Source organism: Pseudomonas sp. L7 (genome assembly GCF_046605565.1).
Classification (GTDB): domain Bacteria; phylum Pseudomonadota; class Gammaproteobacteria; order Pseudomonadales; family Pseudomonadaceae; genus Aquipseudomonas; species Aquipseudomonas wayambapalatensis.
On record NZ_CP176784.1, the window covers coordinates 659,583 to 685,127 of the forward strand.

Here is a 25,545-nt window from a genome sequence, read left to right on the forward strand (position 1 = left end):
AATTTCATGCAAGCAGTGCGTGGCTGGGCTGCCCGTTGTATGCCGTGGATCGGCGCGATGGGGCTGTTCGGCGCTGTCCAGCAGGCCAATGCCGGCGACTATGACGGCTCGCCCAAGGTGGCCGAATTCGTTGGCGAAATGACCCGCGACTACGGCTTTGCCGACGAGCAACTGATGGCCGTGTTCCGCGAGGTGCAGCGCAAGCAGGCGATCCTCGACGCGATCTCGCGTCCGGCCGAGCGGGTCAAGCCGTGGAAGGAATACCGCCCGATGTTCATCACCGATGCGCGCATTGCCCGCGGTGTGGACTTCTGGCGCCAGCACGAAGCCGTGCTGGCCCGCGCCGAGCAGGAATACGGCGTGCCGGCCCAGTACATCGTCGCGATCATCGGCGTGGAAACCTTCTTTGGCCGCAATACCGGTAACTACCGTGTCATCGATGCCTTGTCGACGCTGGGCTTCGACTACCCGCCGCGAGCCGAATTCTTCCGCAAGGAGCTGCGTGAGTTCCTCCTGCTGGCGCGCGAGGAGCAACTCGACCCGCTCACGCTCAAGGGCTCCTATGCTGGCGCCATGGGCCTGCCGCAGTTCATGCCGAGCAGTTTCCGCAATTACGCCGTGGACTTCGACGGCGACGGCCACATCAACATCTGGAACAACCCGGATGACGCCATCGGTAGCGTGGCCAGCTATTTCAAGCGCCACGGCTGGATCGCCGGGCAGCCGGTGGTCAGCCGGGCGCAGGTCAGTGGTACGCGTGTCGACGAGGGCCTGACCACTGGCATCGAGCCTGTGAAGACAGTCGGGGAGTTGCGAGCGCTGGGCTGGTCGAGTCATGATGCGCTGCGCGATGATCTGCCGGTCACGGCGTTCCGGCTCGAAGGCGACAATGGCCCCGAATACTGGATGGGCCTCAAGAACTTCTACGCGATCACGCGTTACAACCGCAGCGTGATGTATGCCATGGCGGTGCATCAGCTCTCGCAACAGCTGGTCCAGGCACGGGGCGTCAAGTAATGCGCGAATTGTTCAAAGCCAATACCTTCAAGCTGCTCACCTGTGCCGCCATCGGCCTGGTGCTGGTCAGCTGTTCTTCCAGCCGTCCGACCTCGCAGGCGGGCGGCAACACCGTTCGCTCGCAGCCGGGCCTGGACATCAACCGTGCCCACAAGGACGGTGCGCCCTGGTGGGACGTGGACGTCAACAAGATTCCCGACGCCACCCCGACCGTGCACACCGGCAACTACAAGGCCAACCCGTACACCGTGCTTGGCAAGACTTATTACCCGATGCAGGACTCGCGCAACTATCGCGCCGAGGGTACTGCGTCGTGGTACGGCACCAAGTTCCACGGGCAGAACACCGCCAACGGCGAGCTTTACGACCTCTACGGCATGAGCGCGGCGCACAAGACCCTGCCGCTGCCGGCCTATGTGCGGGTAACCAACCTGGCCAACGGCCGTAGCGTGATCCTGCGGGTCAACGATCGCGGGCCGTTCTATTCGGACCGCATCATCGACTTGTCGTATGCCGCGGCGAAGAAGCTCGGTTACGCCGAGATCGGCACCGCCCATGTGCGCGTCGAGGGTATCGACCCGCAGCAGTGGTGGGCGCAGAAGGGCCAGCAGCCGCCATCGATGCTCAAGGAACCGCAGGTCGCCCAGGCGCAGCCGATCCCTGCCAGCACCGGGCGCATCGAGCAGTGGACCCCGCCGCCGCAGCAGCACGCGGCACCCGTGGTGCCGGTGCAGGTTGCCGGCAACAAAGTACCGGGCAACGGCGGCGGCAGCTTCCTTCAGGTGGGCGCCTTCGCCAACCCGGACGCGGCCGAGCTGTTGCGTTCCAAGTTGAGCACCATGGTCAGTGCTCCGGTGTTCATCAGTTCCATCGTGCGCAACCAGCAAACGCTGCACCGGGTACGTCTGGGGCCGATCAGCAGCCAGGGTGAGATCCAGCAGGCGCAGGACAGCATTCGCCTGGCGAACCTGGGGCAGGCCAAGCTGGTCACAGCAGACTGACTGCGCAGTATCTTGCCGACCTGTCGGTTTGTTCATGATTTGCCAGGTTCGGCCATGTACAATGGCGGTTTTGCCCCTTGGGGCATGGGGTTGTCCGCCAGCCCTGAAGCAGACTGAAACGCCGTGGTATCCCCGCGGAACATCAGACCATTAGCGATTTACGAGAGACGGATGAACATCACCAACCTTGCCAAACGACTTTGCCTGCCCGTACTGCTGATGATCGTGCCTGCTGCCTTTGCAGCCGAGCAGATGATGCCAGCACCTCCGCAGTTGGCAGCCAAGTCCTATGTACTCATGGATGCGTCCAGCGGCAACGTGCTGGTCGAGAACAACGGTGACGAGCGCCTGCCGCCAGCCAGCCTGACCAAGCTGATGACCGCCTACATCGCCACTCTCGACATCCGTCGTGGCCAGATCGGCGAGAACGACCCGGTGACCGTCAGCGAGAACGCCTGGCGTACCGGCGGTTCGCGCATGTTCATCAAGGTCGGCAGCCAGGTGACCGTCAGCGACCTGCTGCACGGCATCATCATCCAGTCGGGCAACGATGCCTCGGTAGCCCTGTCCGAGCACATCGCCGGCAGTGAAGACGCCTTCGCCGACATGATGAACAAGACTGCCGGCGACCTGGGCATGTCCAATTCGCACTTCATGAACCCGACCGGCCTGCCGAACCCTGAGCACTATTCCTCGGCCCACGACATGGCCCTGCTGGCGCGCGCGATCATCAACGAAGATCCGGCCCACTACGCGATCTACTCGCAGAAAGAGTTCTACTGGAACAACATCAAGCAGCCTAACCGCAACCTGCTGCTGTGGCGCGACAAGACCGTCGACGGTCTGAAGACCGGCCACACCGAGGAAGCCGGCTACTGCATGGTGGCGTCGGCCGTTCGCGACGGCCAGCGTCTGATCGCGGTGGTGTTCGGCACCAACAGCGAGCAGGCCCGTGCCGCCGAGACGCAGAAGCTGCTGACCTACGGTTTCCGCTTCTTCGAAACCCAGACCTTCTATCAGAAGGGCACCGAGCTGACCCAGGCTCCGGTCTGGAAGGGCGCCACCGGTCAAGTCAAGGCCGGTCTGGCCAACGACCTGACCATGACCATGCCTAAAGGCCAATTGAAACGCCTCCAGGCTTCGATGACCATGAACCCGCAACTGACCGCTCCGATCGCAAAAGGTGACGTGATCGGCAAAGTGGAAGTCAAACTGGACGAGAAAGTGGTGCACAGCGCCGACCTGATCGCCCTGGATGGCGTCGAGGAAGGTGGTTTCTTCCGCCGTATGTGGGATAGCATCCGCCTGTTCTTCTACGGTTTGTTCAACTGATACGTGACCGGCCATGCCCCCGTGCAACCACGCGGGGGCATTGTTGTTGCCACGCCTTACGAGGGCGTATGCGCCATGAGCGAAGCTGACGTTAAGTCGCACAAAATCGAATTCCCCTGCGCCGATTACCCGATCAAGGTCATCGGCGATACTGTTGTCGGCTTCAAGGACATGGTCATCGAAGTCCTGAGCAAGCACGCCAAGGTCGACCTTTCCACCCTGGCCGAGCGCCAGAGCAAGGAAGGCAAGTACACCACGGTGCAACTGCACATCGTCGCCGAGAGCGAGAATCAGCTGCACGATATCAACAGTGCCCTGCGTGCCACCGGCATCGTGAAAATGGTGCTGTGATGCCCGCGTGTCTCGGTTTTCGCGATCTTGGCCTGCAGCCCTATGAACCGGTGCTGGAGGCCATGCGTCGTTTTACCGAGCAACGCAGCCCGGACAGCCAGGACGAAGTCTGGTTGGTCGAGCATCCTGCAGTCTTCACCCAGGGCCAGGCCGGCAAGGCCGAGCATCTGCTGATTCCGGGCGATATCCCGGTGGTGCAGACCGACCGCGGCGGCCAGGTCACCTACCACGGCCCCGGCCAGTTGGTCGCCTACCTGCTGCTGGACGTGCGCCGCCTGAGCATTGGCGTGCGCGAACTGGTCAGCCGCATCGAGACTACGCTCATCGAACTGCTCGCCAGCTATGGCGTGCAGGCGGTGGCCAAGCCCGACGCCCCTGGCGTCTATGTCGATGGGGCGAAGATCGCGTCACTTGGCCTTCGAATCCGCAATGGCCGTTCGTTCCACGGCCTTGCCCTGAACGTGGACATGGACCTCGCGCCATTCCGCCGAATCAACCCCTGCGGGTATGCGGGGCTGGCCATGACCCAGCTGCGCGACCTGGCAGGTCCGATCGAACTCGACGAGGTCAGGACAAGGCTGCGCGGACAGCTGGTCAAGCACCTCGACTATGCTGAGCAGACGACCCTCACGGGCGGAATCGACTGAATATGACAACTGTGCAAGAAGCCGTGCCGAACCTGATCGCGACCCAAGACGTCACCCCGCGCCCCGCCCCCAAGAAAGTGGAAGCCGGGGTCAAGCTGCGTGGCGCCGATAAGGTCGCGCGCATCCCGGTGAAAATCATCCCCACCGAAGAACTGCCGAAGAAGCCCGACTGGATTCGCGTGCGCATCCCGGTTTCGCCGGAAGTCGATCGCATCAAGCAACTGCTGCGCAAGCACAAGTTGCACAGCGTCTGCGAAGAGGCATCCTGCCCCAACCTGGGCGAGTGCTTCTCCGGTGGCACCGCGACCTTCATGATCATGGGTGACATCTGCACCCGCCGCTGCCCGTTCTGCGACGTTGGTCACGGCCGTCCGAAGCCTCTGGATCTGGACGAGCCGAAGAACCTGGCGGTCGCCATTGCCGACCTGCGCCTGAAGTACGTGGTGATCACCTCGGTAGACCGCGACGACCTGCGTGATGGTGGCGCCCAGCACTTTGCCGATTGCATCCGCGAAATCCGCGCCCTGTCCCCGGGCGTGCAATTGGAAACCCTGGTGCCGGACTACCGTGGGCGTATGGACGTGGCGCTGGAAATCACCGCGCAAACGCCGCCTGATGTGTTCAACCACAACCTCGAGACCGTGCCGCGTCTGTACAAGGCCGCGCGTCCGGGTTCGGACTACGACTGGTCGCTGGACCTGCTGCAGAAGTTCAAGCAACTGGTGCCGCACGTCCCCACCAAGTCGGGCCTGATGCTCGGCCTGGGCGAGACCGACGAGGAAGTCATCGAAGTGATGCACCGCATGCGCGAGCATGACATCGACATGCTGACCCTCGGCCAGTACCTGCAGCCTTCGCGCAGCCACTTGCCGGTGCAGCGTTTCGTGCACCCCGACACCTTCGCCTGGTTCGCCGAGGAAGGCTACAAGATGGGCTTCAAGAACGTCGCCTCCGGCCCGCTGGTGCGCTCGTCGTACCACGCCGACCAGCAGGCTCACGAAGCCAAGATCAAGCTCTGATCCGGGCTTGCGCTGAACATGCCGATGCGCGCCGAAAGGCGGCATCGGCATTTTTGTTTTCTGGGGCAACGCGCCCTGTGTGCGCCTTCCAATACGCCCGTTAGAGTGGCAAGCCCCTGTACGCAAGGAGTCGCCCGATGAACTGTCTTGAAACCCCAACCTTCCGCCTGCCCAAGGCATTACCCGGTAACCCCTGCTTCGCAATTGTCGCGCCGGCGGGGCCTGCACGGCTGGATGTGGACAAGGCGCGGCAATGGTTCGAACAGCGGGGCTTGCGCTGCCGCGTCTATCCGGGTGCGCTGCAGGCCGACGGCTATCTGGCAGGCAGCGACGAGCAACGCCTGCGTGACTTGCACGACGCCTTCGCTGACCCTCAGATCGACGCGATCCTGTGCATGCGGGGTGGCTATGGCAGCATGCGGCTGCTGGATCGGCTGGATTTCGAGCTGATTCGTCGTCACCCCAAACCCTTGATCGGCTACAGCGACATCACCGCCCTGCACACGGCAATCCAGCGCCATGCCGGGTTGCTCACCTTCCATGGCGGGATGCTCAATGCCGACCTGCTCGGTGCCAAGCTCGAGCCGACCGTCAGTTCGCTATTCCAGCAGTTGCAGGGGCAGGTCGGGCGAGGCGATGCCATCGGGCATCCTGCGGCGTTCGGCCTTACGACCGTGGTCGGTGGTGTTGCCAGCGGACGTTTGGTGGGTGGCAACCTGTCGATGCTCGGAGCGACCCAGGGCACTGTGGCGCAGATCGATACCCACGACAGCATCCTGTTCATCGAGGACGTCAACGAGCCCCTGTACCGAGTGGACCGTCTGCTGACCCAGTTGCGCTTGGCCGGCAATCTGGAGGGAATCAAGGGGGTGCTGGTGGGGGACTTTGCGGGGATCACGGTGACGGCGCTTGAGCCGTTGCTCAGGGATATCTTCGGGCCACTGCAGGTGCCGGTGCTGGCAGGATGGCGCAGTGGGCACTGCGATCCGAATGTGTGCCTGCCGTTGGGTGCGCAGGTGCGGCTGGACAGTGATGCACAGCAGCTTGTGCTGGAGCAGGCGTTGTTCACAGCCTGAAGCTATAGGGGCTGCACAAGCAGCCCCGATATTCTCTAGCGCCGCAGGCTATCGAGCAGCTTGTGTGTTGGATAGCCATCGGCCGGCCAGCCCTGAGCTTGCTGGGCATTGCGAATGGCCTTGCGGGTGTTGGCGCCGATGATGCCATCGGCGTTACCGGCTTCGTGCCCGCTGGCGTTGAGCAGGTTTTGCAGCTCCATGCGCTCGCTGCGGCTCAGCGGCAGGTCGTCCTTCGGCCACGATCCGGCAATGAAGCCCCAGCCCGAGAAGCGATCGCCCAGCAGGCTGACCGCCAGGGCGTAGGACGAGGAATTGTTGTACTTCAGGATTGCACGGAAGTTGTCCAGTACCAGGAATGCCGGTCCGCGTGCGCCTGCTGGAAGCAATAGCGCTGCCGAGAGCTGGCTGCTGCCGCTGGGCAGTTGGGTGCCGGTTGGCAGTGTCACACCGAGGCTCAACCATTCGCTGACCGACTTGCGTTGAGCGCCGTCTGCCAGCCAGTAATCGAAGCCTGCCGGCACCTGAACCTCGAAGCCCCAAGGTTGGCCACGCTTCCAGCCCGAGCTTTGCAGGTAGTGCGCGGTGGAGGCCAGCGCGTCTGCCGTGCTGTTCCAGATGTCGCGGCGACCATCGCCGTCGAAGTCCACCGCGTGGGTGTTGTAGGTGGTAGGGATGAACTGGGTCTGCCCCATTGCACCGGCCCAGGAGCCGCGCATGGCCTCGGGCTGGATATCGCCGTTCTGCAGGATCTGCAGGGCCGCGATCAACTGGTCCTGGGCGAAGGTCGGGCGGCGGCCCTCATAGGCCAGGGTAGCCAGCGAGCGGATCACCGACTTGTTGCCCTGGAACTGCCCGAAATTGCTCTCCATGCCCCATACGGCAACCAGCACCTGGCGGTCGACGCCATAGCGTTGCTCGATACGACCGAGCAGCTCGGCGTGCTGTTCCAGCAGTTTCTTGCCGTTGCGCACGCGCAGCGGCGACAACGCACCGTCGAGATACTCCCAGACCGGGCGGGAGAATTCAGGCTGGCTGCGGTCGGCCTTGATCACGTCCATGTCGGGTGTGACGCCAAGGAATGCACGGTCGAAGGTATTGGGGCTGATGCCAGCCTGCAGGGCTTGCTGGCGGAAGCTCGCCTGCCATTGGGCGAAGGTCTGCAGCGGCTGGATTTCGCTGCTGGTGTCAGTGGCGGTGCCGGGCAGGGTAACGTTCGGAGCAGGCTGGGCAGGAGCCAGCGGCAGGGCGTCGGCGGCGGTGGGTTTTTCCGCGCAGGCGACGAGCAGGATGAAGCTGGAGGCCGCGATCAGCTGGCGGGGGCGCCAGCGCTGGGAAAGACTGAAGGACATGCACAGATCCAGTTTTGCAGTTCAGGTGCCGACCATATCATGCCTGCGCCTTTTTCAGGCGGCCAGAAAGCAAGAAGCCTCCCAATCTCTCGATTGGAAGGCTTCGCGGCGGTAGCTGCCCTTGCCCTTTTCCGGTCGTTCCTGACGGCAGCGGAACAGGGGTTGGGCGATGATCGACTTGGCCTTGTTGGGGCCGTGTTTTTTCGGCTTCTTGCTCATGGCGGGGTTCCCGGGTTGGATGAACTTGGGGCGGACTTTATGGCCTGGGCGAGCGGGGGGCCAATTGATTGTGTGTATGAGCTGTGACACCCCTGTGGGAGCGCCGAACCGCCGCTCCTACAGTAGTCCCAATTATTCCGAAGGAAGCGTCAGGCGCTGGCCGGCCATCAACAGCGACAGCCGCGACAACCCGGTCCACGGCGAGCCCTCGGCCTGGCCTTTGATCTGTGCGTCGATACGCTGGGCATCCTGCAGCAGTTGCGCCCAACGTAGCGCTGACAGGCGCTGCAGAGCCTTGCTGACCAGGGGGCGGCGTTTGTCCCACACTGGTGGGCGCGCCTGGCTGAAGGCCTTGTCCAGCGGTACACCCTGGCTGAACTGCTGGGCCAGCCCCGCCAGCAGGCGCAGCTCGCGGGCCAGCGCCCATAGAATGACCGGCGGCTCGACGCCCTCGCCACGCAGCCCTTCGAGCATGCGCAGGGCATGCCCGGCCTCGCCGTTGAGGATGGCATCGACCAGGCCGAACACATCGAAGCGAGCGCTGTCGGCGACCGCGGCCTGGACGGTCTCGACGGTGATCTGGTTGCCCTCGGCGAGCAGCTTGAGTTTCTCGATCTCCTGGGCGGCCGCCAGCAGGTTGCCCTCGACCCTTGCGGCGATCAGGTCGATCGCATCGCGCTGCGCCGACAGCCCGGCCTGGGACAGGCGCTGGTTGATCCATTGCGGCAACTGCTGGGCGTCCACCGGCCAGATCTGAATGAATTGGCAGTGTTCACCCTCGATGAGGGCCTTGCCCCATTTAGTCTTCTGCGCACTGCCGTCAAGCTTGGGCAGGCTGATCAGCAGCAGCGTGTCCTCGGCGGGATTGGCGCAATACTCCATGAGCGCAGCAGCGCCCTTGTCGCCGGGTTTGCCCGACGGCAGGCGCAGCTCCAGCAGACGTCGTTGGGCGAACAGCGAAAGGCTGGCACCGGCCAGCAGCAGGCTACCCCAGTCGAAGTTGGCATCGGCGCTGAACACCTGACGTTCATCGAAGCCCTGTTGGCGCGCGGCGGCGCGAATGGCGTCGGCGGCTTCCTGGCACAGCAGAGGGTCGTCGCCGCTGACCACATAGACCGGGGCCAGTGTGCCTTGCAGGTGCTTGTTGAGTTGGGCGGGAGAAAGCTTCATGGGATGGGCGGGGCACCAGCGGTGCCCCGTTCAGGCTCAATGGGCCGGGACTTCCAGCGGCGATTGCTGGGGCGTGTTGTCCTGGATGCGCTGGGCCTCTTTCAGGGCTTCGGCTTCGGCGCGGGCGCGTTCGTCAGCCTTGCGCTGAAGGTGCGCCAGGTGCTCCGGGGTCAGCTGCTGCAGGCGGACCATCATGCTCTGGACCAGGTCACGACGCATTTCCTGGCGAACCTGAGTGGCTTCCTGGGTGGAGCCGGTGATGTTGTTGCCGTCGTATACGTAGATCTTGCGTACTTCCAGCTTGTCTGTGAGCAGTACCGCATCGTTCTGCCCCTGAACTTCGTAGTTCAGCACGGTAGTCAGCTCGTATTCAGCAGAGCGGCTGCCGCCGGAGTAGGTCGCCGCGCGCTGGCTGTCCTGCTCGTTGGTCAGTACCAGCTTGTAGGGCGCGCCGGCCTGAACCTTGACGCCACTGTTCTGCAGAGTCTGGCGCAGTTGGGTGACGGTCTCGCCATAGGCATTACGCGCGCTCAGATCCAGTTCCTTGAGGGCGATCTCGTTGGTGCCGGTACCGCGCAGCTGGAAACCGCAGGCGCTGAGCACGACGGCCAGGCCTATTACCAGCAGATTGCGTTTGATCATGTTGTTGCTCCCTTGTGGGCCTGTTCCGCCCGCCCCGTGTCTAAGGGGCGGGCGTTGCCATCAGTTGGCGACGATATTGACCAGCTTGCCCGGTACCACGATGACCTTGCGGATGGTCAGGCCATCGATGAAGCGCAGGACATTGTCGTTGCTGCGGGCGGCGGCTTCGATTTCCTCGCGGCTGGCGGCGGCAGGCATTTCGACCTGGCCACGCAGCTTGCCGTTGACCTGCACTACCAGGGTGATGGTGTCTTGTACCAGCGCGCTTTCGTCGACGGCCGGCCAGCCAGCGTCGATCACCGCCTGGGTGTGGCCCAGTTCCTTCCACAGTGCGTGAGAGAGGTGCGGGGTGATCGGTGCCAGCAGCAGGGTGACGGCCTCCAGGCCTTCCTGCAGCAGGGCACGATCCTGTTCGCTGGCTTGCGGAGCTTTTTCCAGTACGTTCATCAGGGTCATCACCTGGGCGATGGCGGTGTTGAACTTGTGGAACTGACCCACATCGGTGCTGGCTTGCTTGATTGCAGCGTGGATGCCTCGGCGGATGACCTTCTGCGCGTCGTCCAGGGCGGCGATGTCCAGCTTGCCTGGCAGGCCCTGGGCAACATGGCCCTGGGCCAGGCGCCAGACACGGCGCAGGAAGCGGCTCGCGCCTTCGACACCGGAGTCGGACCATTCCAGGCTCATGTCGGGCGGTGAGGCGAACATCATGAACAGACGGCAGGTGTCGGCGCCGTAGGCGTCGATCATGGCTTGCGGGTCGACGCCGTTGTTCTTCGACTTCGACATCTTCTCGGTGCCGCCGATTTCCACCGGCAGGCCGTCGGTCTTCAGGCGTGCGCCGATGATCTTGGCCTTGGCATCACGCTCGACCTCGACATCGGCCGGGTTGAACCAGTCACGACCGCCGTTGCTGGCGACGCGGTAGTAGGTTTCGGCGACGACCATGCCTTGGGTCAGCAGGTTCTTGAACGGCTCGTTCGAGGTGACCAGGCCTTCGTCGCGCATCAGCTTGTGGAAGAAGCGCGCGTACAACAGGTGCAGGATGGCGTGCTCGATACCGCCGATGTACTGATCGACCGGCAGCCAGTGGTTGGCCGCTTTCGGATCGACCAGACCACCCTCGTAGTTGGGCGAGGCGTAGCGGGCGAAGTACCAGGACGATTCGACGAAGGTGTCCATGGTGTCGGTTTCGCGCTTGGCCGCAGTGCCGCATTTCGGGCAGGTGCACTCATAGAACTCGGGCATGCGCGCCAGTGGCGAACCGGCGCCGTCCGGCACCACGTTCTCCGGCAGCACGACCGGGAGCTGGTCTTCCGGCACCGGCACGTCGCCGCAGGACGGACAATGGATGATCGGGATCGGGCAGCCCCAGTAGCGCTGGCGGCTGATACCCCAGTCGCGCAGGCGGAACTGGGTGCGCGACTTGCCGAGGTCCTTGCGGATCAGCGCGGCTTCGATGGCGTCGAAGGCGCCGGCGAAGTCCAGGCCGTCGAACTCGCCGGAGTTGATCAGTTGGCCGTGCTCGCCATAGGCGGCCAACCACTCGCTGCCGACTTCATCGCCCGCGCTGGTGCGCACCACAGCCTTGACCGGCAAGTTGTACTTGTGGGCGAACTCGAAATCGCGCTCGTCATGGGCCGGAACAGCCATTACCGCGCCATCGCCGTAGTGCATCAGCACGTAGTTGGCGACCCAGACCGGCAGTTTCTCGCCGGTGAGCGGATGCTCGACCAGCAGCGAGGTGGCCATGCCTTTCTTCTCTTGCGTGGCCATGTCGGCCTCGGCCACGCTGCCGCTCTTGCATTCGTCGATGAATGCTTGCAGCGCCGGGTTGCCCTGGGCGGCCTGGGTGGCCAGCGGGTGTTCGGCGGCGACGGCGACGTAGGTGGCGCCCATCAGGGTGTCGGGGCGCGTGGTGAAGACCTTCAGCGTGCCCTCGTGACCGATGCTCGCCTGGTCGTAGGGGAACTGCACTTCCATGCCGCGCGACTTGCCGATCCAGTTGCGCTGCATGGTCTTGACCTGCTCGGGCCAGCCCGGCAGCTCGTCGAGGCTTTCCAGCAGTTCGTCGGCGTAGTCGGTGATGCGGAAGTAGTACATCGGGATTTCGCGCTTCTCGATCAGCGCGCCCGAACGCCAGCCGCGGCCGTCGATGACCTGCTCGTTGGCCAGCACGGTCTGGTCGGCCGGGTCCCAGTTCACGGTCCCGTTCTTGCGGTAGATCACGCCTTTTTCGAACAGGCGGGTGAACAGCCACTGCTCCCACCGGTAGTAGTCCGGCTTGCAGGTGGTGACTTCCCGCGACCAGTCGAAGGCCAGACCCAGGCTCTTGAGCTGGGTCTTCATGTATTCGATGTTCTCGTAGGTCCACTTGGCCGGGGCGACGTTGTTCTTCATCGCCGCGTTTTCCGCCGGCATGCCGAAGGCATCCCAACCCATCGGCTGCAGGACATTCTTGCCCAGCATGCGCTGGTAGCGGGCAATGACGTCGCCGATGGTGTAGTTGCGCACGTGGCCCATGTGTAGCTTGCCGCTCGGGTACGGGAACATCGATAGGCAATAGTACGTATCCTTGCCTTGCTGTTCGGTGACAGCGAACGATTGTTGCTCGTCCCAGAACTTCTGGGCGGCGGCTTCTAAATCACGGGGCTGGTATTGTTCGTGCATGGCTACTTTTGCTGAAAGTGAAAGAGACCTTGTTTCCAGGCAGCGCAACCTCGCTGCGTCCGGCACTCCGGTGTCGATGAGAGTGAACGGCCTAGCATACATGAGCGTCGCGCGTCGTGGGAAACCCAGAATGCGATTGGCGCCGTGCGGGCCGTTTGTCGCGGCGGGCGGCTGCTTTTTTCAGTGCCGCTAAGCTCATCTGTGGGGGGGATATTCTTACCTTCAATGAGGTGAACGGATGGGAGAGTCGCAGCTAACCGCAATCAAACCGGAGCTATACGAACGCCTGATCGACCGACTGGGCCTGGCACTCGAAGTGGCCAGAACCTCGGTGCGATTGCGCGACGAAATGCCAGCAGAATTGGAGCTGCGCGGCCTGAGCCCCGCGGAGTTCCAGGTGATCAAGGCTTATCTGGACACGCTTCCTGAGAGCCGTTTCGCCAGTGCCGGCGCCTACCCTCAGCCGGAGTCCGGCAAGGGCAAGATCGTCTGGCTCAAGGACCGGCAGCGCCCCGCTGCAATGGACAGATCCAGAACGCAACCTTCCCGATAGCCGTTCAGGACACCAGGCCCACGTCGTTTCGTGACGCTTCTTCGATTAACCACTCTGATCGACGCCGGTCGTGCACTTGTTGCCCGGCGTCGATCCTCTTAGGCTGCACCTCTTCCATGGAGGTGCGCGCATGCCGATTCGTTTTTTCATCAAGCAGTGGCTTATGCCTCCGGGCTTGCTGTTCCTGTTACTGTTGGCGGCCTGGTGGCTGCGCAAGCGCCGCCCGCGCCTGGCCGGGTTGTGCTTTGTCATCGGGCTGGGTGGCTTGTGGCTGATGAGCCTGCCGCTGGTGGTGCAGGAGTCGGCACGGGCATTGGAAACAGAGGCGGCCCTGGGGCTGGATGAGTGGGCCGGTTTGGCCGCGCGTGCCGATGCCATCGTGATTCTCGGTGCAGGCCGGGAGCGCGGCGATCCGGCCTGGGGTGGGCAGGACCAGCCCACAGGCACGGCGCTGGAGCGCATGCGCTATGCGGCACAGTTGTCCAAGGCTTCGGGCTTGCCGGTGCTGACCACGGGTGGCCTGCACTACGGCACGCCGCCGAGCGAGGCACAATTGATGGCCGATCGGCTCAAGGCTGACTTCGGGGTGGAGGTAGCCTGGAAGGAAGAGGCCAGCCGCACGACTTGGGAAAACGCCCGTTTCAGCGCCGATGTTCTGCAGCCGTTGGGGTTGCGCCGTGTGGTGGTGGTGACCCAGGCCTGGCACATGCAGCGCTCACGCTGGAGCTTCGAGCAGGTGGGCTTCGAGGTGGTGCCGGCGCCAGTGGGGTTTCTGGGGGGCGATCATGCGCGACCGTTTGCCGGCTTGCTGCCGGAAAGCCGGGCGATCTGGCAGAGCGGGCAGTTGCTCAACGAGGCGGTGGGGCTGCTGGGATATCGACTGTTCTATTGATGTGGCGAACGCTGTGCCGGCCTCTTCCAGGGCAAGCCCGCCCCCGCAGGCACTGAGTCCTGAAGACCCTGCAGGAGCGGGCTTGCCCGCGAAAAAGCCCCTCTACAGGGCCCTGGCGATCCGCCCCGCCAGCAGCGCCCAGCCCATCAGCAGCGCGCAGACGATCGCCAATGGCCACGAGCGCCATTGCAGGTAGGGCGTGAGCTGCTGCATCGGCACCACATCACCATACAGAATCGCCTTCTGGAACTGCGGAATCTGGGTGGTGATCCTGCCGAACGGGTCGATCAGCGCCGTTACGCCATTGTTGGTGGCGCGGATCATCCAGCGCCCAGCCTCGAGCGCGCGCATCTGTGCCATCTGCAGGTGCTGCAACGGGCCGATCGAGGTGCCGAACCAGGTGTCGTTGCTGATGGTCAGCAGCAGATCGCTCTGCGCTGCCAGCTCTGCGGCGAATTCCGGGTAGACCACTTCGTAGCAGATGTACGGCGCTATCTGATAGCCCTTGGCCTGTAGCAGCGGCTGGTCTTCCGGCCCGCGGGCGAAGTCCGACATCGGCAGGTTGAAGAACTCGATCAGCCCGCGCAGCACGTCCTGCAGCGGAACGTACTCGCCAAATGGCACCAGCTTCTGCTTGAGGTAGGTGCCGTCGCCTTCGCCGGTCACGGTGATGCCGTTGTAGTAGCGGCGCTGGTGGTGCACCACTTCGCGGATCGGCACCCCGGTGATCAGCGCCGAATGACGGTCAGAAGCGAAGCTGCCCATCATGTCGATGTAGCCCTGGGCCTGGTCCTTGAGCACCGGTACCGCGGTCTCGGGCCAGACCAGCAGGTCGACCGGCTTGGAGCTCAGGCTCATGTCGCGGTACAGCGCCAGTTGCGCGTTGACGTGGGCCGGATCCCATTTCAGATCCTGCTCGACGTTGCCCTGCACCGCGGCCACTTTCAGTGGCTCGCCGGCCGGTTGGGTCCAGGCGTGGTACTTGAGGCTCAGGCCGATGCCCCAGGGGGCGACCAGCAGCAGTGCGCCCACGGCGAGGAAGGCCGGGCGTGCCCGCAAACGGTGCAGGTTGCACAGCAGTGCGGCAGACAGCGCCAGGGCGAAGGAAATCAGCCAGACGCCCCCCAGCGGCGCAAGCCCCGCCAGCGGACCGTCGAGCTGGCTGTAGCCGGCATAGAGCCAGGGGAAACCGGTCAGGAACCAGCCGCGGAAGGCCTCCTGCAACAGCCACAGGGCAGCGAAGCACAGGGCATCGGCCAGCGGCGCCTCGTTACGCCGCAGCCAGCGTGCCCAAAGCCAGGCGGGCAGGGCGAAGAACCAGGCGATGGCGGCGAAGAAGGCCACCAGCAGCAGGGTCGCCAGCAACGGCGAAGCCCCGCCGTAGGTGTTGATGCTGACGTAGATCCAGCTGGTGCCGGCGCCATACAGGCCGAACCCATAGCACCAGCCGCGACCCAATGCCTGGCGCGGGCTGAGCTCGCGCAGGCCGAGGTAGAACAGCATGATCGCCAGCAGGGCGATCGGCCAGATGTCGAAGGGCGCCAGGGCCAGGGAGGTGGAGGCGCCGGCCACCATGGCCAGCAGGTTACCGGGCCAGCCGGGGCGGGTGATCCAGCGCATGTTCGTCCTTAGCGAGTGATCGGGGTCAGGCGCAGCAGGTGTATCCGGCGGCTGTCGGCATTGAGAATGCGGAAGCGATAGGCGCCGATTTCGGTGGTCTCGTTGCGCTTGGGCAGGTGGCCAAAGGCGCTCATGACCAGGCCGCCGACAGTGTCGAACTCATCGTCGGAGAACTCGCTGTCGAAGAACTCGTTGAAGTTCTCGATCGGTGTCAGCGCTTTTACCAGGAAGTCGCCGCTGGGCAGTGGCTTGATATAGCTGTCTTCCTCGACGTCGTGCTCGTCTTCGATGTCGCCGACGATCTGCTCGAGCACGTCCTCGATGGTCACCAGGCCCGCGACGCCGCCGTATTCGTCGATGACGACGGCCATGTGATTGTGGTTGGCGCGGAACTCGCGCAACAGCACATTCAGGCGCTTGGACTCCGGCACGAAGGTGGCCGGGCGCAGCAAGTCCTTGATGTTGAAGCTGTCGCCGTTCTCCTTGAGGATCAGCGGCAGCAGGTCCTTGGCCAGCAGGATCCCGAGCACATCGTCATGGCTTTCACCGATCACCGGGTAGCGCGAGTGCGCGGCGTCGATCACCGCCGGCAGGAATTCGCGTGGCGACTGGCTGGCCTTGATGCTGATCATCTGCGAGCGCGGGACCATGATGTCGCGCACCTGCAGGTCAGCGACCTGGATGGCACCTTCGACGATGGTCAAAGCTTCGCTGTCGAGCAGCTTGTTCTGATGGGCTTCGCGCAGCAGCTCGAGGAGCTCCTGGCGGTTTTTCGGCTCATGGGCAAAAGCCTGGGTCAGTTTACCCAGCCAGGACTTCTGCCCGTTGCTCGATCGATCTTCGCTCATGGCGGTTTACTCGTGTTCCTTTGCAGTGATCAAGGGTTGATTGAATCGGTGTCGTCATCGGCGTACGGGTCGGGGTGACCCAGTTCGGCCAGCAATTCGCGTTCTAGGGCTTCCATTTCCTCGGCCTCATCGTCGTCGATGTGGTCGTAGCCCAGCAGGTGCAGGCAGCCGTGAATGACCAGGTGCGCCCAGTGTGCTTCCAGCGCCTTGCCTTGTTCGTTGGCTTCGCGCTCGACCACCGGCACGCAGATGACCAGGTCGCCCAGCAGCGGAATATCCAGCAGATCGTCGGGCACGTCAGCAGGGAAGGACAACACGTTTGTCGCGTAGTCCTTGTGCCGGTAGGTGTTGTTCAGCTCGCGGCCCTCGGCCTCGTCGACCAGGCGGATGGTCATTTCCGAGTCGGCGCTGCGCTGGCGCAATGCCAGTTCGCACCAGCGGCGGAATGCCGCGTCGTCCGGGGCGGGACTGTCGGTGGCCCGTTGCAGATCGAGTTCAAGCATCTTTGGCGGGCGCCTCGGGCTTGGCCTGACGGGCTTCGAAGCGATCGTAGGCTTCGACGATGCGCTGCACCAGCGGATGGCGTACCACGTCCTTGGGCTGGAAGTGGGTGAAGCTGATGCCCGGGACGTCCCTGAGTACTTCGATCACGTGGGCCAGGCCCGACTTGGTGCCGCGAGGCAGGTCGACCTGGGTGATGTCGCCGGTGATCACCGCGGTCGAGCCGAAGCCGATGCGGGTGAGGAACATCTTCATCTGCTCGAGGGTAGTGTTCTGGCTTTCGTCGAGAATGATGAAGCTGTTGTTCAGCGTGCGGCCGCGCATGTAGGCCAGCGGGGCGATCTCGATTACCTGGCGCTCGATCAGCTTGGCCACGTGCTCGAAACCGAGCATCTCGTAGAGTGCGTCGTACAGCGGGCGCAGGTAGGGGTCGATCTTCTGGGCCAGGTCACCGGGCAGGAAGCCGAGCTTCTCGCCGGCTTCGACCGCCGGGCGCACCAGCAGGATGCGGCGCACCTGTTCGCGCTCCAGCGCATCGACGGCACAGGCCACGGCCAGGTACGTCTTGCCGGTGCCGGCCGGGCCGATGCCGAAGTTGATGTCGTTGGCCAGGATTTCCTTGACGTAGCGCTGCTGGTTGACCCCGCGCGGGCGGATGTTGCCCTTGCGCGTGCGCAGCGAGACGCTGACTTCGTTGACGGCGGGGTTGTCGATGTTCTCGACCGCCGACTCCTGGAGATAGAGGTGGACCGTTTCCGGCGACAGGTCGGTGGCCTTGGTCTCGCGGTAGAGACGGCGCAGCAGCTGTTCGGCAGCGGAGGTGGTCTTGGGTTCGCCGATCAGTTCGAACTGATTGCCGCGGTTGCGGATCTCGATGGCCAGGCGTTGTTCGATCAGGCGCAGGTGCTCGTCGAACTGGCCACACAAGTTGGCGAAACGGTGGGCCTCGAAAGGTTCGAGGGTGAAGCGATGGGGTTGTATGGGTGCGTTCAAGGTCGGTTCAAGGCGCTCGACGAAAGATGTGAACTCAAGAATAACCCTTGAGCGACAGTGGCGAAAGATCTGAAACGATCAAGGGCAAGGCTGACAGTCTGCCAGCAAAATTTGACGGTTGGGTGATCGGATCAGGGCAGCGGCGAGAACGGCGTGCGCCCTTCGGCGCTTTGCAGCTCCAGCAGGTACTTGCGGAAGATCTGTCCGAGCACTTGCGTGGCATGCTCGAGTTCGTCGCGGGGCATCTGCTCGGTGACTTCGTCGGCCATGTCCAGGGCGTCTTCGGCGCCGTTGACCGCAGCGATCTTCAGCAGGATGTAGGCCTGGACGTTGTTGGCCTTGACCCCTTCGCCGTGGAAGAACATGCCGCCCAGACGGTACTGGGCCTGGGCGTGGCCCTGCAGCGAGGCTTTTTCGAACCAGTTCAGTGCCTTGTTCAGGTCCTTGGGGGCCTGGTTGCCGGTGTAGTAGAACTCGCCCAGTTCGTACTGCGCCTGGGCATCGCCGGATTCCGCAATTTGCGCGCAGGCTTTCAGTGCGTTCTCCAGGTCTTGCGGCTGGGCGTTGAGAGTGCAGCGGCCCGTCGCTGGAATCAGCAACGAGTTACCGCCCTCCGCCAGGGCCAGCAGGGGCTGAAGAAGCAACAGGCAGCCCAGGATGAGGGCGCGGCCGGTGCGGTTCATGGGGATCGACTTACCTCTGCAAAGCTGCGGCCAATGTCTCTGGTGGCACATTATGGGATAAGCAGCGCCAACCTTACAAAGTTTTACTCGAAATTCTGCATCGAGGGGTATTTGTGCGACTTGTGATGGGGCTCACGTTTTGCTCTGAAGCAGCCTCATCGGGGTACAACCCTGCCCGCACAGACGGTAGCAGTGGGGGTGGGCTTGTCCCGCGATGAGGCCATCAGGTGGTCACTTCAGCTTGGCAAATGCCTGCTCGGCCGCATCCAGGGTGATCTGCAGCTCTTTCTCGCCATGGGCGATGGAGGTGAAGCCCGCTTCGAACGCACTCGGTGCCAGGTACACACCGCCCTCGAGCATCAGGTGGAAGAAACGCTTGAAGCGCTCCGCGTCGCTGGCCATCACATCGTCGAAGGTGACGATGTCGTCGGCGCCGGTGAAATACAAGCCGAACATCGCGCCCGCCTGGGTGGTGACGAACGGTACGCCGGCTGCATCGGCGCGCTGCTGCAGGCCGTCGAGCATACGGCTGGTGAAGGCGCTCAGTTCGTCGTGGAAGCCCGGGCGGCTGATCAGCTTGAGGGTGGTCAGGCCGGCGGCCATGGCCAGCGGGTTGCCCGACAGGGTGCCGGCCTGGTAGACCGGGCCGAGCGGGGCGATGCAGCCCATGATCTCGCGCTTGCCGCCGAAGCAGCCGACCGGCATGCCGCCGCCAACGATCTTGCCGAAGGTCGACAGGTCCGGGGTGATGCCGTAGTAGCCCTGGGCGCCGCCCAGCGATACGCGGAAACCGGTCATCACTTCATCGAAGATCAGCACCACACCGTGCTTGTCGCACAGTGTGCGCAGGCCTTCGAGGAAGCCGGGCGCCGGCGGTACGCAGTTCATGTTGCCGGCCACCGGCTCGACGATGATGCAGGCCACTGTCTGACCAACATCGGCGAGGGTCTTCTCGACGGCTGCGATGTCGTTGAACGGCAGGGTCAGGGTGTGCTTGGCGAAGTCGGCCGGCACGCCTGCCGAGCTCGGTACGCCCTGGGTGAGCAGACCGGAACCGGCCTTGACCAGCAGGCTGTCGGAGTGGCCGTGGTAGCAGCCTTCGAACTTGATGATCGCGTCGCGACCCGTGTAGCCACGGGCCAGGCGAATGGCGCTCATGGTGGCTTCGGTGCCCGAGCTGACCATGCGCACCATCTCCATCGACGGCACGATCGAGCAGACCAGGTCGGCCATCTCGGTTTCCATGGCGGTCGGTGCGCCGTACGACAGGCCGTGCTCCAGTTGGCGGCGCACCGCGTCCAGCACGTCCGGATGGCCGTGGCCGAGGATCATCGGCCCCCAGGAGCCGACATAGTCGACGTAGCGCTTGTCGTCTTCATCGACCACATAGGCGCCTTCGGCATGCTTGAAGAACAGCGGTGTGCCGCCGACGCTCTTGAAGGCGCGCACGGGCGAGTTGACGCCGCCGGGGATGTGCTTCTGGGCTTGGGCGAACAGGGTTTCGGAACGGGACATGGGATCTTCTCTCGAAATCAGGAAGCGAACAGGGCGTTGAAGGCGCGGGCGCGGCGGGTGACTTCCTGCGCGCTGTCGGCACCGAACAGGCCGTGGATCACCGCCAGCAGGTCGGCGCCATGGGCGACCAGCGGGGCGGCGTTGTCGAGGGTGATGCCACCGATCACCGCGATCGGCAGCTTGACCTGGGCGCGGGCCTGCTCGATCAGGTCGAGGTTGGCGGCCGGGGCGCCGGGCTTGGTCAGGGAATTGAAGAAGCGGCCGAAGGCCACGTAGCTTGCGCCTTCGCTGGCGGCCTGTGCAGCCAGGTCGAGGCTGGCATGGCAGGTTGAGCCAATGATGGCTTTGCGCCCGAGCAGGGCACGGGCCGGCGTGAGTGGGCCGTCGGTCTGCCCCAGGTGCACGCCGACGCCCAGGCGCGCGGCCAGCTCGGCGTCATCGTTGATGATCAACTGGGTGCCGTAGCGTTCGCAGAGTTGCATCAGCGCTTCGGCCTCGCGCAGGCGTCGCGCCGCATCGTCACCCTTGTCGCGGTACTGCAGCAGGCAGACACCGCCTTCGAGCGCTGCCTCGACATGGGAGAGGAAACGGCCGGCGAGCAGCTGGCTGTCGGTGATCGCGTACAGGCCGCGTAGCTTCATGTGATGGCCTCGTATCAGGAGCAGAAGTCCAGGGGCAGGCGGCGTGGCACGTACTGGCCCTTGCCCAGTTGCTCGGCGTCGCGCAGCGTGCGCCAGGTGTAGTCCAGGGCACTGCGCACGGCGCTTTCGAGCTGCTCGCCCAGCGCCAGCCGGCCGGCCAGGGCGCTGGCCAGCGTGCAGCCTGAACCATGGTAGCTGCCGGGCAGGCGCTGGCAGGTCCAGGTGTGTTGCTGGCCGCTGCGGCTGTACAGGCGGTTGTGGATTTCCACCTCGTCGCCATGGCCGCCGGTAATCAGAAGATGCTCGCAGAACGGCAGAAGTTTCTCTGCGCATTCGTCGGCACTGCCGTTCGGCAGTTCGGCAAGGATGCGTGCCTCGGGCAGGTTGGGCGTGGCGATGGTAGCCCGCGGCAGCAGACGCTCGCGCAGGGCGTAGCCGACCTCGTCCTTGCCCAGGCGGCCGCCACCACCGGCGCGCAGCACCGGGTCGCAGACCAGCGGCAGGTGCGGATGCGCGGCGAGGAGTTCGGCGACGGTGTCGACCATCTCGATCGAGCCGAGCATGCCCAGCTTCACCGCTGCCACGGTGGAGTCGGCCAGCACGGCATTGGCCTGGGCCAGCACCCACTCGCGGTCGAGTACGCGGAAGTCGGAAACGTTGACGGTATCCTGAACGGTCAGGGCGGTCACGGCAGGGGCGGCGTGACAGCCTTGGGCGATCAGGGCTTCGATATCTGCCTGCAGGCCGGCACCGCCACTGGGGTCGTGGCCGGAGAGACAGAGGACAACGGGGCGGGAGCTGTAGGTATTCATGGTCGGCGAGCTTACCACCAAACCCCTTTGCGCGAATCGGCGAGTGCGGCAATTTTGCTGACCAAATGGTCAGGTTGTACGTTTGGCGTTGCCTGAAATGTCCGTTCTAGAGGGCTTTCTTTGAAATTGGCAGTGGCTGCTGGACGGCTCCGAAGGCTATGCTAGAGTGCTCGGATAACTCGATTAACGGCGCTGCCGGGTTTCGTCGTCTCAAAGGGATGGGAGGCAATCACGACGCAACCGCGCAGACCATGCTGGGGCTGTATGCGCTATTTGCTGATTGTGCTCTTGGGCTGCCTGCCCCTGCTCGCCGGAGCGGTCGATTTCGACGATGCTACCCGGCAACTCCCCTTGGGCAAGCTGATGCAGGTCTACGAAGACGTGGATGGCAGCACCAGCATCGACCAGGTCAGCGCGCCAGCGTTCGCATCGCGCTTTCGTACGCATACCCACGACGTGCTCAATGCCGGTTATTCGACGTCGGTGTTCTGGCTGAAGCTCGACCTGCGCCCTGTCGGTCTGCCGGCAGCGGCGCCCCGCCAATGGTTGCTGGAACTGGCGTACCCGCCGCTGGATCATCTGGAGCTCTATCTGCCTGACGGCGAGGGCAGGTGGCGCCTGGCGCAAAGCACTGGCGACGCTTTACCCTACGCCAGTCGGCAGATCCAGCAGAACAACTACCTGTTCGAACTGCCGTTGCCCCGCGAGCAGACCACCACGGTCTACCTGCGCCTGCACAGCCAGGGATCGGTGCAGGCGCCGCTGACCCTCTGGTCGGCCGAGGCCTACATCGAGTCGCAGCCGGGGCGCTTCTACATACTGGGCATGATCTACGGCGTACTGCTGGTGATGCTGGTCTACAACCTGTTCATCTATCTGAGCGTGCGCGATGTCAGCTATCTCTACTACATCCTTTATATAGGTGCGTTCGGGCTGTACCAGATCTCGGTCAACGGTGCCGGGGTCGCTTACTTCTGGCCTGAAAACCCCTGGTGGACCAACGCCGCCACGCCGTTGTTCATCGGTGCGGCCGGCCTGTTCGGTTGCCAGTTCACCCGCCACTTCCTGCAGGTGCGTCGCCTCAGCCCGGGGTTCGATCGGTTGTTGTTGCTGTTGATGGCCGGGGGTGTGCTGGTGATGCTGCTGGCCGTCAGCCTGTCCTATGGCGTGGCGCTGCGCATGGCTACGGCGCTGGCGCTGGCCTTCACGGTGACTGTGTTCGCTGCCGGTGTGATGGCCTGGCGGCGCGGCGTGCGCGTTGCGCGCTGGTTCGTCATCGCCTGGACGGCGTTTCTACTCGGCGGGTTGGTCAACACGCTAATGGTGCTGGGTTACCTGCCAAATGTGTTCCTGACCATGTACGCCAGCCAGCTCGGCGCGGCACTGGAGGTGGCGTTGCTGTCGCTGGCCCTGGCCGATCGCATCAACAGCCTGCGCGAAGAGCAGTCGCGGGCGCTGCGTGACAGCGGCCGAAAACTGGAGCAGCTCAATCAGCAACTGGCGCGCAGCAATCGGCTCAAGGATGAATTCCTCGCCACCGTCACCCACGAGTTGCGCACACCGATGAACGGCGTGATCGGTTCGCTGGAACTGATGCAGACCCTGCCCATGGGCGCCGAGCAGGCGCAATACCACCGCACGGCCGTGGGCTCGGCACAGGACATGATGGCGATGGTCGACGACATCCTGATCCTCACCGAACTCCAGGCGGGCCGTCTGCGCGCCCACGGCGCACCGTTCAGCCTTCGGCGACTGTTGCAGGAGCTGCGGGCAGGGTATGCCGGGCAGGCACTGGGCAAGGGGTTGTACCTGAGCCTGGACGTGCCTGCGGACCTGCCCGACAGCCTGGTGTGCGATGCGCAGAAACTTGCCCGCTGCCTGGCCTGCCTGGTGGACAACGGGCTGAAATTCACCCATCAGGGCGGTGTGATGATCCAGGTTCGTGGCCGCTGGATCGCGCCCGACAGCCTGGCGTTGAGTGTGACGGTCAGCGACAGCGGCATCGGCTTCGACGACCTGGACCAGGCGATCCTGTACCAGCGTTTCTTCCAGGTCGATGGCTCCATGACCCGGCGCTATGGCGGCCTGGGGATCGGTTTGTCGATCTGTCGTCAGTTGGGCGAGCTCATCGGCGCGCGCCTGTCCCATGAGTCGACGCGTGGCCTGGGCAGTCGCTTCGAACTGGTGATGACGGTGGCCGTGGCCCAGGTGCAGGTCCCTGTCGGGCGGATCGCTTCCGGACCTGGGACGCTGTAGGTCGGGTCGCCAGAATCGGCGCTTTTGCCACTTTGACTCAAGGGTAATGAGTGCTTCACTGGACCTTCCAGGCCACTTCGGATCCAGGAGCCGCCATGAACCTGCACCAGTACGCCGAAACCCACGAAGTCACCAACCAACCGCCGCCGCTCGACGGTGCCAACCTGTACCGCCTCGATGTACCGCTGCAGGAGTGGTCCAAGCGTTTCGGTGCAGGGTGGGCCGAGGCACGGATCGATGCCTATGGTGCATTGGCGGGTGGGCCGCTGATGGCAGCAGGGTTCCTGGCCAATGCCCACAAGCCCGAATTCAGCAGCCACGACCGCTATGGGCATCGCATCGACCTGGTGACCTTCCATCCGGCCTACCACGAGCTGATGCGTACTGCGGTCGAGCATGGCCTGCCCTCGCTGCCCTGGTCCGAGCCGCGCGCCGGTGCCCATGTGGCCCGGGCCTCGATGACCTACCTGCACAGCCAGGCCGAGGCCGGCACAGGCTGCCCCTTGACCATGACCTTTGCCGCCGTACCGGCATTGCGCCTGCAGCCGGAGCTGGCCGAATACTGGCTGCCCAAGGTGCTGGCGCGTGAATACGACCCACGCAACATCGGTGACCGGCACAAGGCCGGGGTGACCATCGGCATGGCCATGACCGAGAAGCAGGGCGGCACCGACGTGCGTGCCAACACCACCCGTGCTTATCCGGTCGGCATGCCCGGGCCGGGGCAGGCCTACGAGCTGGTGGGCCACAAGTGGTTCTGTTCGGCGCCGATGTGCGATGCCTTCCTGACCTTGGCGCAGACCGAAAAAGGCCTGAGTTGCTTCCTGCTGCCGCGTCATCGACCGGACGACCAGCGCAACCAGTTCTACATCCAGCGCTTGAAGAACAAACTGGGCAACGTATCGAACGCCTCCAGCGAGGTCGAGTTCCGGGGTGCCCTGGCCTGGATGATTGGCGAGGAGGGCCGCGGCGTGCCGACCATCATCGAGATGGTGGCCATGACCCGCTTCGACTGCATGGTCGGCTCCAGTGCCTTGATGCGTCAGGCCCTGACCCAGGCCACCCATCACTGCGCGCACCGCAAGGTCGGCGGCAAGCTGCTCAGCGAGCAGCCCCTGATGCAGAACGTGCTCGCCGACCTGGCCCTGGAAAGCGAAGCAGCGCTGGCCCTGAGCCTGCGCATGGGCCAGGCGCTGGATCAGCTCGACGATCCGCAGCAGGCGCATTTCGCGCGGCTGGTCACGGCGGTGGGCAAGTACTGGATCTGCAAACGTGCCCCGGCGATGATCAACGAAGCCGCTGAATGCATGGGCGGCGCGGGTTATGTAGAGGACAGCATCCTCCCGCGGCTGTACCGCGAGGCGCCGGTCAACTCCACCTGGGAGGGCTCGGGCAATGTGCAGTGCCTTGACGTGCTGCGCGCGCTGTCCAAGGAGCCGGGGGTGCTCGACGCCCTGTTCGTCGAGCTGGGGGATGGCCATGGCGATCCTCGGCTGGCCGCGCACATCGGCAATCTCAAGGGCGCCTTTGCCGACACCAGCGACATCCAGTACCGGGCGCGGCAGTTGACCGAGGACATCGCCGTGGCGATTCAGGCCAAGCTGCTGCTCGAGGCGGGCAACGCCGCAGTGAGCGATGCGTTTATCGGCAGTCGCCTGGGCACTGGTGGTCGGGTGTATGGCGCGTTGCCGCGTGGCGTCGATGCCCAGGCCCTGGTGGCGCGGGCCACGCCGCTTTGATC

The 25,545-nt window shown here is 64.1% G+C and carries 24 protein-coding genes; 11 read left to right on the forward strand and 13 right to left on the reverse strand.

Annotated features, from left to right (window positions below; genetic code table 11):
- Positions 1-6 precede the first annotated feature (6 nt).
- From mltB to ACK3BK_RS03190, 7 genes are all read left to right on the forward strand, one after another.
- Positions 7-1,017 (forward strand): lytic murein transglycosylase B, encoded by a 1,011-nt coding sequence (gene mltB, locus ACK3BK_RS03160; RefSeq protein ID WP_186669258.1) that lies wholly within the window; start codon positions 7-9, stop codon positions 1,015-1,017.
- The gene (locus ACK3BK_RS03165) at positions 1,017-2,018 is read left to right on the forward strand and encodes a septal ring lytic transglycosylase RlpA family protein (protein ID WP_411383712.1); all 1,002 of its coding nucleotides are present in this window, start codon (positions 1,017-1,019) and stop codon (positions 2,016-2,018) included. Before mltB ends, ACK3BK_RS03165 begins: the two co-directional genes overlap by 1 nt.
- Before the next feature lie 171 nt (positions 2,019-2,189).
- Entirely contained in the window at positions 2,190-3,350 is a 1,161-nt protein-coding gene (locus ACK3BK_RS03170; RefSeq protein WP_186669260.1) for a D-alanyl-D-alanine carboxypeptidase family protein, read from the forward strand.
- Between the two features lie 75 nt (positions 3,351-3,425).
- Positions 3,426-3,701, forward strand: coding sequence for a DUF493 domain-containing protein (locus ACK3BK_RS03175; protein ID WP_054892813.1), 276 nt, complete (start codon positions 3,426-3,428; stop codon positions 3,699-3,701).
- Positions 3,701-4,348: a lipoyl(octanoyl) transferase LipB gene (lipB, locus tag ACK3BK_RS03180; RefSeq protein WP_186669262.1), complete on the forward strand. Its 648-nt coding sequence runs from the start codon at positions 3,701-3,703 to the stop codon at positions 4,346-4,348. Before ACK3BK_RS03175 ends, lipB begins: the two co-directional genes overlap by 1 nt.
- A gap of 2 nt (positions 4,349-4,350) precedes the next feature.
- Positions 4,351-5,367: a lipoyl synthase gene (lipA, locus tag ACK3BK_RS03185; RefSeq protein WP_238343328.1), complete on the forward strand. Its 1,017-nt coding sequence runs from the start codon at positions 4,351-4,353 to the stop codon at positions 5,365-5,367.
- A 137-nt stretch (positions 5,368-5,504) separates the two neighbouring features.
- Positions 5,505-6,443, forward strand: a complete 939-nt coding sequence (locus ACK3BK_RS03190; RefSeq protein ID WP_411383713.1) for a S66 peptidase family protein — start codon at positions 5,505-5,507, stop codon at positions 6,441-6,443.
- 35 nt (positions 6,444-6,478) lie between these two features.
- Here ACK3BK_RS03190 and ACK3BK_RS03195 read toward each other — a convergent pair whose 3' ends face one another.
- From ACK3BK_RS03195 to leuS, 5 genes are all read right to left on the reverse strand, one after another.
- Positions 6,479-7,792, reverse strand: coding sequence for a lytic murein transglycosylase (locus ACK3BK_RS03195; protein ID WP_411383714.1), 1,314 nt, complete (start codon positions 7,790-7,792; stop codon positions 6,479-6,481).
- 54 nt (positions 7,793-7,846) lie between these two features.
- On the reverse strand, positions 7,847-8,011 hold the full coding sequence (gene arfA / locus ACK3BK_RS03200; RefSeq protein WP_039580593.1) for an alternative ribosome rescue factor ArfA: 165 nt from the start codon (positions 8,009-8,011) through the stop codon (positions 7,847-7,849).
- Positions 8,012-8,143: 132 nt separating this feature from the next.
- Positions 8,144-9,181: a DNA polymerase III subunit delta gene (gene holA / locus ACK3BK_RS03205; RefSeq protein ID WP_411383715.1), complete on the reverse strand. Its 1,038-nt coding sequence runs from the start codon at positions 9,179-9,181 to the stop codon at positions 8,144-8,146.
- 36 nt (positions 9,182-9,217) lie between these two features.
- Positions 9,218-9,823 (reverse strand): LPS assembly lipoprotein LptE, encoded by a 606-nt coding sequence (gene lptE / locus ACK3BK_RS03210; protein ID WP_411383716.1) that lies wholly within the window; start codon positions 9,821-9,823, stop codon positions 9,218-9,220.
- A 60-nt stretch (positions 9,824-9,883) separates the two neighbouring features.
- Positions 9,884-12,490: a leucine--tRNA ligase gene (gene leuS, locus ACK3BK_RS03215; RefSeq protein ID WP_186669267.1), complete on the reverse strand. Its 2,607-nt coding sequence runs from the start codon at positions 12,488-12,490 to the stop codon at positions 9,884-9,886.
- Between the two features lie 238 nt (positions 12,491-12,728).
- Here leuS and ACK3BK_RS03220 point away from each other — a divergent pair, with 238 nt between their 5' ends.
- Entirely contained in the window at positions 12,729-13,043 is a 315-nt protein-coding gene (locus ACK3BK_RS03220) for a hypothetical protein (protein WP_054892821.1), read from the forward strand.
- Between the two features lie 130 nt (positions 13,044-13,173).
- Entirely contained in the window at positions 13,174-13,935 is a 762-nt protein-coding gene (locus tag ACK3BK_RS03225) for a YdcF family protein (RefSeq protein ID WP_411383717.1), read from the forward strand.
- Positions 13,936-14,037: 102 nt separating this feature from the next.
- On the opposite strand, the gene lnt is transcribed toward ACK3BK_RS03225, so the two are convergent.
- The 8 genes from lnt to ACK3BK_RS03265 form a co-directional block, all read right to left on the reverse strand.
- A complete protein-coding gene (lnt, locus tag ACK3BK_RS03230) occupies positions 14,038-15,555 on the reverse strand; it encodes an apolipoprotein N-acyltransferase (RefSeq protein ID WP_411383718.1) in 1,518 nt (505 codons plus the stop codon).
- An 8-nt stretch (positions 15,556-15,563) separates the two neighbouring features.
- On the reverse strand, positions 15,564-16,403 hold the full coding sequence (locus ACK3BK_RS03235) for an HlyC/CorC family transporter (protein WP_186669271.1): 840 nt from the start codon (positions 16,401-16,403) through the stop codon (positions 15,564-15,566).
- Positions 16,404-16,432: 29 nt separating this feature from the next.
- The gene (gene ybeY / locus ACK3BK_RS03240; protein ID WP_186669273.1) at positions 16,433-16,906 is read right to left on the reverse strand and encodes an rRNA maturation RNase YbeY; all 474 of its coding nucleotides are present in this window, start codon (positions 16,904-16,906) and stop codon (positions 16,433-16,435) included.
- Entirely contained in the window at positions 16,899-17,897 is a 999-nt protein-coding gene (locus tag ACK3BK_RS03245) for a PhoH family protein (RefSeq protein WP_112897246.1), read from the reverse strand. The genes ybeY and ACK3BK_RS03245 overlap by 8 nt, the downstream gene beginning before the upstream one ends.
- A 131-nt stretch (positions 17,898-18,028) precedes the next feature.
- A complete protein-coding gene (locus ACK3BK_RS03250) occupies positions 18,029-18,580 on the reverse strand; it encodes a tetratricopeptide repeat protein (RefSeq protein WP_186669275.1) in 552 nt (183 codons plus the stop codon).
- Positions 18,581-18,811: 231 nt separating this feature from the next.
- The gene (hemL, locus tag ACK3BK_RS03255; RefSeq protein WP_411383719.1) at positions 18,812-20,095 is read right to left on the reverse strand and encodes a glutamate-1-semialdehyde 2,1-aminomutase; all 1,284 of its coding nucleotides are present in this window, start codon (positions 20,093-20,095) and stop codon (positions 18,812-18,814) included.
- Between the two features lie 17 nt (positions 20,096-20,112).
- Positions 20,113-20,736 (reverse strand): thiamine phosphate synthase, encoded by a 624-nt coding sequence (gene thiE, locus ACK3BK_RS03260; RefSeq protein ID WP_186669277.1) that lies wholly within the window; start codon positions 20,734-20,736, stop codon positions 20,113-20,115.
- A gap of 14 nt (positions 20,737-20,750) precedes the next feature.
- Entirely contained in the window at positions 20,751-21,548 is a 798-nt protein-coding gene (locus tag ACK3BK_RS03265; protein ID WP_186669278.1) for a hydroxymethylpyrimidine/phosphomethylpyrimidine kinase, read from the reverse strand.
- 264 nt (positions 21,549-21,812) lie between these two features.
- Here ACK3BK_RS03265 and ACK3BK_RS03270 point away from each other — a divergent pair, with 264 nt between their 5' ends.
- Positions 21,813-23,804 carry a 7TM diverse intracellular signaling domain-containing protein gene (locus tag ACK3BK_RS03270; RefSeq protein ID WP_411383720.1) on the forward strand — a complete coding sequence of 664 codons (1,992 nt, stop codon included), beginning with the start codon at positions 21,813-21,815 and terminating at the stop codon, positions 23,802-23,804.
- A gap of 95 nt (positions 23,805-23,899) precedes the next feature.
- Positions 23,900-25,543: an acyl-CoA dehydrogenase family protein gene (locus ACK3BK_RS03275; protein WP_411383721.1), complete on the forward strand. Its 1,644-nt coding sequence runs from the start codon at positions 23,900-23,902 to the stop codon at positions 25,541-25,543.
- Positions 25,544-25,545: the final 2 nt, after the last annotated feature.

Coding starts and splice junctions, on each gene's coding strand:
- ACK3BK_RS03225 (WP_411383717.1), top strand. CDS start 13,174: ATGCCGATTCGTTTTTTCATCAAGCAGTGGCTTATGCCTCCGGGCTTG.
- lipB (WP_186669262.1), top strand. CDS start 3,701: ATGCCCGCGTGTCTCGGTTTTCGCGATCTTGGCCTGCAGCCCTATGAA.
- lptE (WP_411383716.1), bottom strand. CDS start 9,823: ATGATCAAACGCAATCTGCTGGTAATAGGCCTGGCCGTCGTGCTCAGC.
- ACK3BK_RS03170 (WP_186669260.1), top strand. CDS start 2,190: ATGAACATCACCAACCTTGCCAAACGACTTTGCCTGCCCGTACTGCTG.
- arfA (WP_039580593.1), bottom strand. CDS start 8,011: ATGAGCAAGAAGCCGAAAAAACACGGCCCCAACAAGGCCAAGTCGATC.
- ybeY (WP_186669273.1), bottom strand. CDS start 16,906: ATGCTTGAACTCGATCTGCAACGGGCCACCGACAGTCCCGCCCCGGAC.
- ACK3BK_RS03190 (WP_411383713.1), top strand. CDS start 5,505: ATGAACTGTCTTGAAACCCCAACCTTCCGCCTGCCCAAGGCATTACCC.
- ACK3BK_RS03195 (WP_411383714.1), bottom strand. CDS start 7,792: ATGTCCTTCAGTCTTTCCCAGCGCTGGCGCCCCCGCCAGCTGATCGCG.
- lipA (WP_238343328.1), top strand. CDS start 4,351: ATGACAACTGTGCAAGAAGCCGTGCCGAACCTGATCGCGACCCAAGAC.
- ACK3BK_RS03165 (WP_411383712.1), top strand. CDS start 1,017: ATGCGCGAATTGTTCAAAGCCAATACCTTCAAGCTGCTCACCTGTGCC.
- ACK3BK_RS03175 (WP_054892813.1), top strand. CDS start 3,426: ATGAGCGAAGCTGACGTTAAGTCGCACAAAATCGAATTCCCCTGCGCC.
- mltB (WP_186669258.1), top strand. CDS start 7: ATGCAAGCAGTGCGTGGCTGGGCTGCCCGTTGTATGCCGTGGATCGGC.
- ACK3BK_RS03275 (WP_411383721.1), top strand. CDS start 23,900: ATGAACCTGCACCAGTACGCCGAAACCCACGAAGTCACCAACCAACCG.
- ACK3BK_RS03220 (WP_054892821.1), top strand. CDS start 12,729: ATGGGAGAGTCGCAGCTAACCGCAATCAAACCGGAGCTATACGAACGC.
- ACK3BK_RS03270 (WP_411383720.1), top strand. CDS start 21,813: ATGCGCTATTTGCTGATTGTGCTCTTGGGCTGCCTGCCCCTGCTCGCC.
- ACK3BK_RS03250 (WP_186669275.1), bottom strand. CDS start 18,580: ATGAACCGCACCGGCCGCGCCCTCATCCTGGGCTGCCTGTTGCTTCTT.
- ACK3BK_RS03265 (WP_186669278.1), bottom strand. CDS start 21,548: ATGAATACCTACAGCTCCCGCCCCGTTGTCCTCTGTCTCTCCGGCCAC.
- holA (WP_411383715.1), bottom strand. CDS start 9,181: ATGAAGCTTTCTCCCGCCCAACTCAACAAGCACCTGCAAGGCACACTG.
- thiE (WP_186669277.1), bottom strand. CDS start 20,736: ATGAAGCTACGCGGCCTGTACGCGATCACCGACAGCCAGCTGCTCGCC.
- lnt (WP_411383718.1), bottom strand. CDS start 15,555: ATGCGCTGGATCACCCGCCCCGGCTGGCCCGGTAACCTGCTGGCCATG.
- leuS (WP_186669267.1), bottom strand. CDS start 12,490: ATGCACGAACAATACCAGCCCCGTGATTTAGAAGCCGCCGCCCAGAAG.
- ACK3BK_RS03235 (WP_186669271.1), bottom strand. CDS start 16,403: ATGAGCGAAGATCGATCGAGCAACGGGCAGAAGTCCTGGCTGGGTAAA.
- hemL (WP_411383719.1), bottom strand. CDS start 20,095: ATGTCCCGTTCCGAAACCCTGTTCGCCCAAGCCCAGAAGCACATCCCC.